The sequence below is a fragment of the Streptomyces albospinus genome (genome assembly GCF_014648695.1).
Taxonomy (GTDB): domain Bacteria; phylum Actinomycetota; class Actinomycetes; order Streptomycetales; family Streptomycetaceae; genus Streptomyces; species Streptomyces albospinus.
Map to the genome: position 1 here is coordinate 1 of NZ_BMRP01000002.1, position 6,963 is coordinate 6,963.

7 protein-coding genes are annotated in these 6,963 nt (G+C 73.4%); 6 read left to right on the forward strand and 1 reads right to left on the reverse strand.

Going from position 1 to position 6,963, the window contains the following annotated elements:
• Positions 1–67: 67 nt before the first annotated feature.
• The 3 genes from IEZ17_RS03410 (at position 68) to IEZ17_RS03420 (ending at position 4,200) form a co-directional block, all read left to right on the forward strand.
• Positions 68–1,291 (forward strand): thiamine pyrophosphate-binding protein, encoded by a 1,224-nt coding sequence (locus IEZ17_RS03410; RefSeq protein WP_189296255.1) that lies wholly within the window; start codon positions 68–70, stop codon positions 1,289–1,291.
• Positions 1,292–1,486: 195 nt separating this feature from the next.
• Positions 1,487–2,959, forward strand: coding sequence for a catalase (locus tag IEZ17_RS03415; protein ID WP_189296257.1), 1,473 nt, complete (start codon positions 1,487–1,489; stop codon positions 2,957–2,959).
• A 494-nt stretch (positions 2,960–3,453) separates the two neighbouring features.
• A complete protein-coding gene (locus tag IEZ17_RS03420; RefSeq protein ID WP_189296259.1) occupies positions 3,454–4,200 on the forward strand; it encodes a hypothetical protein in 747 nt (248 codons plus the stop codon).
• Here IEZ17_RS03420 and IEZ17_RS03425 read toward each other — a convergent pair.
• Positions 4,175–5,080, reverse strand: a complete 906-nt coding sequence (locus IEZ17_RS03425) for a helix-turn-helix domain-containing protein (RefSeq protein WP_189296261.1) — start codon at positions 5,078–5,080, stop codon at positions 4,175–4,177. The genes IEZ17_RS03420 and IEZ17_RS03425 overlap by 26 nt on opposite strands.
• 124 nt (positions 5,081–5,204) lie before the next feature.
• On the opposite strand from IEZ17_RS03425, the gene IEZ17_RS03430 reads away from it, so the two are divergent.
• From IEZ17_RS03430 to IEZ17_RS03440, 3 genes are all read left to right on the forward strand, one after another.
• The gene (locus IEZ17_RS03430; protein WP_189296263.1) at positions 5,205–5,804 is read left to right on the forward strand and encodes a short chain dehydrogenase; all 600 of its coding nucleotides are present in this window, start codon (positions 5,205–5,207) and stop codon (positions 5,802–5,804) included.
• Between the two features lie 31 nt (positions 5,805–5,835).
• Positions 5,836–6,420, forward strand: coding sequence for an NAD(P)H-dependent oxidoreductase (locus IEZ17_RS03435; protein ID WP_189296265.1), 585 nt, complete (start codon positions 5,836–5,838; stop codon positions 6,418–6,420).
• A 41-nt stretch (positions 6,421–6,461) separates the two neighbouring features.
• Positions 6,462–6,963, forward strand: a 502-nt coding sequence (locus IEZ17_RS03440) for a GNAT family N-acetyltransferase (RefSeq protein WP_189296267.1), incomplete at its 3' end; no start/stop codon positions are given.

The window sequence follows — 6,963 nt, forward strand, 5'->3', positions numbered from 1 at the left end:
ACCACTCCGCCCTCCTCCGCGGCGTCGAACGCCTCTCCGGACACACCACCAAGGGCTGATTCGCACCATGGGGGCGCAGCGCATTCCCGCCGTACAGGCGGCCGTTCAGATCATGAAGGACGAGGGCGTCGGCATCGCCTTCGGGTGCCCCGGCTCCGCCCTGCTCCCGCTGTACGCGGCGATGGAGCGGGTCGGCGGCATCGGGCATCTGTCCGTGCGCCACGAAGAGGGCGCCGTGCACATGGCTGACGGCTGGGCCCGTACGACCGGGAAGGCCGGCGTCGCCGCGGTGGCGGCGGGTCCGGGCGCGGCCCGGTTGATCACCGGGCTGCACGCGGCACGGCAGGACGCGGTCCCGCTGGTGTGCATCACCGGCCGGGAGGCGTCCGGTCCGCACGGTGCGGCCGGGCCGCCACGGCACGAGGCGTACCGGCCGCCGGACCTGGTCCGGCTGGCCGGCGCGGTCACCAAGCGTGCCGAGCGGATCGAGGACCCCGCGCGGATCCCGGGCGCCTTCCGTGAGGCGTTCCGGATCGCCCGGGAGGGACGTCCCGGGCCGGTGCTGATCGACGTTCCGGCCGATCTGGCCGCGTCGGAGATCATCTGCGGCCCGGTGCCGGCCATCGGGACCGCGGGCGGCGGTCCGGCCGTGGCGACCGGTGACCGGTTCCCGGAGTCCGGGGCGGTGCTGTCGCCGGTCACGCCGCCGGACGGTACGGATTCCGGCGCCGGCCGGGTCCCGGCCGGCTGGGCGGTGGCGGAGCTCGCCGAGATCTTCGGCGCGCGATCGGCGGCGGACACCTATGTCGTCAGCGGGCTGCCGGAGACGTTCCCCGGTGCCGCCACCGCTCCGCACCGCCACCGGATCGAACGCCGCGGCGGTCCTCCGGGATGGGAGGTGCCGGCCGCGATCGGGGTGCGGACGGCGCTGGACCACCGGGGCGAGCGGGATGCCGAGGTCGTGGTGGTCATCGACGGCCGCGGGTTCCCGTACATGGCCGAGGAGCTGGCGGCGGCGGCCCGGTACGAAGTGCCGTTCGTCGTGATCATGCTCGGCGGCCCCGAAGTACACGATCCGTTCACGGATCACCTCAAGCTCGTCGAGGCGTACGGCTGCACCGGCCGCGATGTCCTCGATCCGGCGGAACTCCGCTCGGCGGTCCAGTGGGCCCGCAAGGAAGCCGTCTCCACGCGCCGGCCGGTCCTCGTCGAGGTCCGGGCCGAGCGTGCGGCGGGCGCCTGCGGCGGCCCCGCGGCCGATCCGGTGCAGGAGTTCGCCCACGGGACCTAGCGACCCCTCCGGTCCCGTGAACACCAGCTTCCGGGCGGTGGCTGCGCTGACACCTGTCCTGTCGCGCCCAGGCGTGGCCGCCGCCCGGAATACCCACCCAGGTTTGTTTCAACAAACTGTTGACGTTTGGTCGGGGCTGTTCCTACGCTCCGACATGCGGAAGCCAACTTCCGCGCTCTCGTACGGAAGGTCACCATGTCGAAGCCCACGCGGACGGCGCACACTCTCACCACGGAGGCTGGCGCCCCCATCGCCGACAACCAGAACTCCGCCACCGCAGGCGTCGGCGGCCCGATCATTCTCCAGGACCAGCACCTCCTGGAGAAGCTCGCGCGCTTCAACCGCGAGCGCATCCCGGAGCGCGTGGTGCACGCCCGCGGCTCCGGCGCGTACGGCTACTTCGAGGTGACCGACGACGTCACCGCCTTCACCCGCGCCGACTTCCTCGGCACCGTCGGCAAGCGGACCGAGACGTTCATCCGCTTCTCGACCGTCGCGGACAACCTCGGCGGCCCGGACGCGGCCCGCGACCCGCGCGGCTTCGCCCTGAAGTTCTACACCGAAGAGGGCAACTACGACCTCGTCGGCAACAACACCCCGGTGTTCTTCATCAAGGACCCGATCAAGTTCCCCGACTTCATCCACTCCCAGAAGCGCGACCCGTTCACGGGCAAGCAGGAGCCGGACAACGTCTGGGACTTCTGGGCGCACGCCCCCGAGGCCACCCACCAGATCACCTGGCTCATGGGCGACCGCGGCATCCCGGCGTCCTACCGCCACATGAACGGCTACGGTTCGCACACCTACCAGTGGACCAACGCCGAGGGCGAGGCCTTCTTCGTCAAGTACCACTTCAAGACGAACCAGGGCATCCGCTCCCTGAGCAGCGAGCAGGGCGCCGAGCTGGCGGGCAAGGACCCCAACAGCCACCAGACCGACCTGCTCCAGTCCATCGAGCGGGGCGTGTACCCCTCCTGGACGCTGTACGTGCAGATCATGCCGGCGGCCGAGGCGGCCACCTACCGCTTCAACCCGTTCGACCTGACCAAGGTGTGGCCGCACAGCGACTACCCGCTCCAGCGGGTGGGCCGCCTGGTCCTGGACCGCAACCCGGACAACGTCTTCGCCGAGGTCGAGCAGTCCGCCTTCTCGCCGAACAACTTCGTGCCCGGCATCGGCCCGTCCCCGGACAAGATGCTCCAGGGCCGGCTCTTCGCCTACGCGGACGCGCACCGCTACCGCCTGGGCGTCAACCACACCCAGCTGCCGGTCAACGCCCCCAAGGGCACCCAGGCCAACAACTACGGCCGGGACGGCCTCATGGCGTCCAACGCCTACGACCGCCACGCGAAGAACTACGAGCCGAACTCGTACGACGGCCCGGTCCAGACCGACCGGCCGCTCTCCGCGCCGCTGGCCGTCTCCGGCTACGTCGGCACCCACGAGGCCCCGGCCCACACCAAGGACGACGACTTCTTCCAGGCCGGTGAGCTCTACCGCCTGATGTCCGAGGACGAGAAGAAGCGCCTGGTGGACAACATCGCCGGCGGTCTCTCCCAGGTCGGCCGCGACGACGTGATCGAGAAGAACCTCGCTCACTTCCACGCCGCCGACCAGGACTACGGCAAGCGCGTCGAGGCGCGCGTCCGTGAGCTGCGCGAGGACTGACGGGAGGTCAGACCCCTTGCGCAACCGTACCGGCCGGCCCGTTGAGGGGTGGTCGGCCGGTACGGAGAAGTAGTGCGGAGCTCCGCGGCGTCCCGGGGAGATTCCAGTGCGGTGGCAGGCTCACCCGACAAGGAGGGTGAGCCGTCTCCCCGCCGCGGAGCCCGCCTGCTCCGCCTCCGCACCCCTCTGCGCCGACTCCGTCCGGCGGTGTGGGGGTACCTCCCAGCGGTGGCTGGGGGAATGTCCCGTCGCGCCCACCTCCCGCACTGTCGGGCGGGAACCACCGCACAGGGCCCGGAATTCCGTACGGTCACGGATTCCGGGCCCTGTGTGCGTCCGGCACCGCCCCGTACCGTTCCGCCGGCTGCACCTATCGGTGTATCTGTCGATGTACCTCTCCAGGCAATTCGGTCCCCGGCAAAAGGTTTTGGAGGGACCATGGACCGGAGCAGCAGAGCCGTCTGACTGCGTGCCCGACCTGCCAGGAGCCGACCATGGCCGACAGCGTGCCGGTGCGGTGCCCCTCGTGCCGCCGCGAGAACGCCTTCACCCCGCCCACCTTCCCGTGCGCCTGCGGCGCCCCGTTGACCATGCCGGTGCTGCGCGGCGGGGTGCCGGTCGAGATATTGCACCGCACCTGGCAGGCGTCCTGGGTCGAGGTGCGCTGCGAGGTCTGCGGCCGGCAGGACGAATGGCCGGCGCCGGAGGCCGGCTGCGTCTGCGGCACCGTCGTCCGGGTCCCGGTCGCCCCGGCTCCCACCCCTCCCCCGCCCAACTTCCCGTCGCCCGGCGGGCGCGCCCGGCCGGCGCCCCGTACGCAGCCGGACGCGGGGCCGCCGCCGGCGCCGCAGCGGCCCGCGTTCCGCCCGGTCACCATCCGCACGGCCCGCGACTGCGTCACCGCCGCCGCCCAGTACCTGAAGTGGCTGGGGTTCGCCGACATCGCCCGGACCCAGGAGCGGACCGCGTCCGGGGTGGATCTGCGGGGCACCGGCGTGGTCGCCCAGGTCGACCCGACGACCCGCTCCACCGGCCTCCGCGAGGTCGAGTGCGTCTGGCTCAACGGCCTCACCGACTCGGCGATCGCGGTGTTCTTCTCGCTCGCCGGCTACGCCCGCGACGCCCGCTCGCGCGCCGACGACCTGCACATCCCGCTGTTCGTCATGGACCTCACCGGCACCCCGCAGCCGGTCAACGACGCCGCCGACGAGCTGATCACGTACGGGGCCCGGCGGCGCTGAGCGGCGGGAGCGCGGCGGCACCGGCGGCTGCGGCGGTCAGCCGGTGCAGTGCCGCGGCGGACGGCGAGCCCGGCTGCGCGTGGTAGATCACCACCCGCTGCCCGGCGTCGTCCGGCAGCGTCAGCACCTCGTCGGTGAGGGTGAGCGGGCCGGCGACCGGGTGGCGGTAGCCGCGGGTGTGGGCGGCGCAGGACCGGACCGGATGCGCGGCCCACAGCGCGGCGAACTCGGCGCTGTGGTCCGTCAGTTCGGCGATCAGCGCGGTCAGTTCCGGCGCGTCGGGGCGGCGTCCGGTGAGCACCCGCAGATCGCCCACCGTCTCCCGGAGTTTGGTCTCCGGGTCCGCGTAGAGCGCCCGCACCCGCGGGTCGAGGAACGCCATCCGCACGGCGTTGGGCCGGGTCCCGGCGTGCTCCGGGGCGTCGTAGGGCAGATGGCCGGCGAGCAGCGCATGGGCCGGGCGGTTCCAGGCGAGGATGTCCGCGCAGCGGCCCAGGACGAGGGCCGGGGCGTCGCCCAGCGCAGCGATCATGTTCCGTACGGACGGCCGCAGTTGCTCGGGCGGGTCGGGCCGGCCGCCGCCCCGCCGGGGCGAGCGGTCGGGGCGCGCCAGCCCGTACAGATGCGTCCGCTCGGCGTCGCTCAGGCGCAGCACGCGGGCCAGCGCGTCCAGGACGGCGTCCGAGGCGCGGGCGGCGCCGATGCCCTGTTCCAGGCGGGTGTAGTAGCCGGCGCTGATGCCGGCCAGCCGGGCCAGCTCCTCCCGCCGCAGGCCCGGCACCCTGCGCCGGCCGCCGAAGTCCGGGAGCCCGACGTCGCGCGGCGCCAGCCGGGCCCGCCGGCTCCGCAGGAACTCCCCCACGTCTGCTGTCCGTTCCATGGGACCAGTGTGCCGGGCGGGATGCCGGCGCGGTGTGAGCCTGCACCTGCCAGGGGTAGGACCGGCGGTCCTACCCTCCGCAGGTGGCTGGGTGCACGGCCGGACGGACGGCAGAATGCTCCTTGTGAAGATCATCGTGATCGGGGCGACCGGCACCATCGGCAGTGCCGTCGCCCGGGAGTTGGAGGACGACGGCCATGAGGTCGTGCGCGCCGCCCGCCGCGGCCCGGTCCGGGTGGACCTGGCCGACCCGGCCTCCGTGGACGCGCTCTTCAGGTCCGTACGGAACGTGGACGCGGTCGTCTGCTGTGCGGCGAGCGGCCGGCTCACGCCGCTCGACGCCCCGTCGGACGACGACTTCACCACCGGACTGGACGGCAAGCTGCTCGGCCAGGTCCATCTCACCCGGCGGGCCATCCGGCACGTCCGGGACGGCGGCAGCATCGTCCTCACCAGCGGCGTCTTCACCGAGCCCACGCCGGGCGGCGCGTTCGGAGCCCTGGTCAACGCCGGGCTCGACGCGTTCGCCGCAGCGGCGGCCGTCGAGATGCCGCGCGGTCTGCGGCTGACCGTGGTCCGCCCCGGCTGGGTCGCCGAGACCCTCGCCGCGCTGGGCCTGGACCCGGCCGGCGGCACCCCGGCGGCAGAGGTGGCCCGCCGGTACGCCGACGCCCTGCACGCCGCACCGACCGCCACCGCCGTCCGCCCCGCAGCCACCGCATAAACCCACGCATCACCAACGGAGTTGCCCCGTCATGACCACCCTGGTCGTCCTGGCCCATCCCGACCTCGGCGCCTCGCGCACCAACGCCGCGCTGGCCGAAGCCGCGCGCGCCACCCCCGACGTCCACGTGCACGACCTCTACGCCGCCTACCCGGACCGGCGGATCAGCGTCGCCCGGGAGCAGCAGTTGCTGCTCGCCCACGACCGGGTCGTGCTCCAGTTCCCGTTCTACTGGTACTCGGTCCCGCCGCTGCTGAAAGCCTGGCTCGACGACGTCCTGGAGTACGGCTTCGCCTACGGCTCGCACGGCACCTCGCTGCACGGCAAGGTGCTCCAGGTCGCGACCACGACCGGCGCCGCCGCGGATGCCTACCACCCCGACGGCCGCAACCGCTTCCCGGTCCGCGATCTGCTGCTGCCGTTCGACGCCACCGCGCATCTGACCGGGATGCGGTACGCGGAGCCCTTCACCGTGCACGGCACCCGGGAGCTGACCGACGAGCAACTGGCGGACGAGGCCGACCGCTACCGCCGGCTGCTGCTGGGGAAGACCGACCGGCCGGCCGAGGACGGGGCGCCGGAGGCGGAGGCGGGTGAAGCGGTCCCCGCCGGCTGAATCCACCGGCACGGGCGGCCGGGACCGGCGACACTGGTGTCATGATCATCCGTGTTCCGGCCCCGGCCGATCTGCCTGCGCTCCGCGCCGTCGAGCGCGCCGCCGGCGCACCGTTCCGCGCTCTGGGCATGGCGCAGATCGCGGACGACGAACCGCCGCCGCTCGCCCTGCTGACGGCGTATCAGCGTGCGGGCCGGGCGCTCGCCGCGTACGACGCGGAGCCGCCCGGGGTGCCGCCGGTCGGCTATCTCCTCTGGGACCCGGTCGACGGCTGCACCCATATCGAGCAGGTCTCGGTCCATCCGGACCGGGCCCGCCGCGGCATCGGCCGGGCCCTGATCGACCGGGCCGAGCTGGACGGCGGGCGGCCCGCGATGACCCTGACCACCTTCACCGAGGTGCCGTGGAACGCGCCGTACTACGCCCGCCTCGGCTTCCGGCCGCTGGCCGGCGCCGCGCTCACCCCCGGTCTGCGGACGATCCGCGCCCACGAGGCGGAGCTGGGCCTGGACCGCTGGCCGCGGGTCTGCATGCGGCGGGAGG

Bases quoted from the DNA above. Each gene is read 5' to 3' on its own strand.
- IEZ17_RS03410 (WP_189296255.1), top strand. From the start codon at position 68: ATGGGGGCGCAGCGCATTCCCGCCGTACAGGCGGCCGTTCAGATCATG.
- IEZ17_RS03420 (WP_189296259.1), top strand. From the start codon at position 3,454: ATGGCCGACAGCGTGCCGGTGCGGTGCCCCTCGTGCCGCCGCGAGAAC.
- IEZ17_RS03415 (WP_189296257.1), top strand. From the start codon at position 1,487: ATGTCGAAGCCCACGCGGACGGCGCACACTCTCACCACGGAGGCTGGC.
- IEZ17_RS03425 (WP_189296261.1), bottom strand. From the start codon at position 5,080: ATGGAACGGACAGCAGACGTGGGGGAGTTCCTGCGGAGCCGGCGGGCC.
- IEZ17_RS03435 (WP_189296265.1), top strand. From the start codon at position 5,836: ATGACCACCCTGGTCGTCCTGGCCCATCCCGACCTCGGCGCCTCGCGC.